We start from the raw sequence: 1150 nt of genomic DNA, 5'->3' as shown, positions 1-1150 counted from the left end.
TTTCTGAACATCTGATAAAAAAGGAAAAACGATTAGAACGCTTTTCTTTTTTATGTCTATTTATTTGATAATAGTCCAAAAACACTAAACAGGCTTTTAGTGATCCTTGCCTTCAATCGTTTCGATATCGCCTTTGCCGTCACGGGACACGATGGCCTTGATAGCGGCAGTGATGCCTAAAACATCATCATCCAATGACAACGCTGGTGTTTCCGGACGAGTGACAACCTGTTCCGGCAAAAATGGAATATGCATGAAGCCGGCCTTAATATCGGGAAACATCTTATCCCGCATATACTGTACCTGATAAAAAATGTGGTTGCAGACGTAAGTGCCTGCTGTGTTGGAGACTGCTGACGGAACACCAGCTTCCCGAATGGCTTTGGCCATGGCCTTAATTGGTAACTGGGTAAAGTAGGCATTCTCGCCATCGCCATGAATCGTGTGATTAAGTGGCTGATACCCGGCATTATCTTGAATCCGACCGTCATCCAAGTTAATCGCAACTCGCTCCGGCGTGAGTTCAAACCGGCCACCAGCCTGACCAATGCTCAACACATAGTCAGGCTTTTCTTTGGCAATAGCATCTTTAACGACATCGGCTGAAACATTAAACTTTGTCGGAATTTCCAATTTAACGATTTGTGCCCCAGCAATTTCATCCGGCAAACGTTTCACGGCTTCAATCGCAGGATTAATTTTATCGTCGCCAAAGGGATCAAATCCGGTAACAAGAATTTTCATGAGAAGATTTCCTTTCTAAAATGCCAAGAAGTACAGAAGCTATCGAGAAGTGTATCTTGTACCATCTTTAAGACGTTGGAGTCTTTGATGGGTAGGACAATTTGTTGCGCCATGATTTATATATACCTTTCTGAAATTAAATAATTAAACTTATAATAGGCTCCGCCTTTTTATGACCACATTAAAAAACTAAACAAAAAGAACACCATATAAATTTTGTACGTGGTCTTCTTTTTGCTTTGAATCATTTCATTCCCTTGCTAAACCATTAGAAGCTTATTGTCAGTTTCAATAATACATCCAGTTACAGTTTACAAGACAATCTCCTACCATAGCTCTTTAGTGGTATCAGCATAAATTTATCATTCCATTACTAAAAGTTACTTAAAAATCCTTTTACTTTCTC

General features: G+C 39.8%; 1 protein-coding gene. It reads right to left on the bottom strand.

Translation table 11 applies throughout. From position 1 onward, the window contains the following. Window positions 1–96: 96 nt before the first annotated feature. Window positions 97–744 carry a pyroglutamyl-peptidase I gene (pcp, locus tag ABTZ99_RS45005; RefSeq protein WP_014573651.1) on the bottom strand — a complete coding sequence of 216 codons (648 nt, stop codon included), beginning with the start codon at window positions 742–744 and terminating at the stop codon, window positions 97–99. Between the last annotated feature and the right edge of the window lie 406 nt (window positions 745–1150).

Origin of the sequence: Actinosynnema sp. NPDC002837 (assembly GCF_040295345.1) — a bacterium.
In the GTDB taxonomy this organism is placed as follows: domain Bacteria; phylum Actinomycetota; class Actinomycetes; order Mycobacteriales; family Pseudonocardiaceae; genus Actinosynnema.
This window is presented reverse-complemented; position numbering and strand designations above follow the sequence as displayed.

Coding starts and splice junctions, on each gene's coding strand:
- pcp (WP_014573651.1), bottom strand. CDS start 744: ATGAAAATTCTTGTTACCGGATTTGATCCCTTTGGCGACGATAAAATT.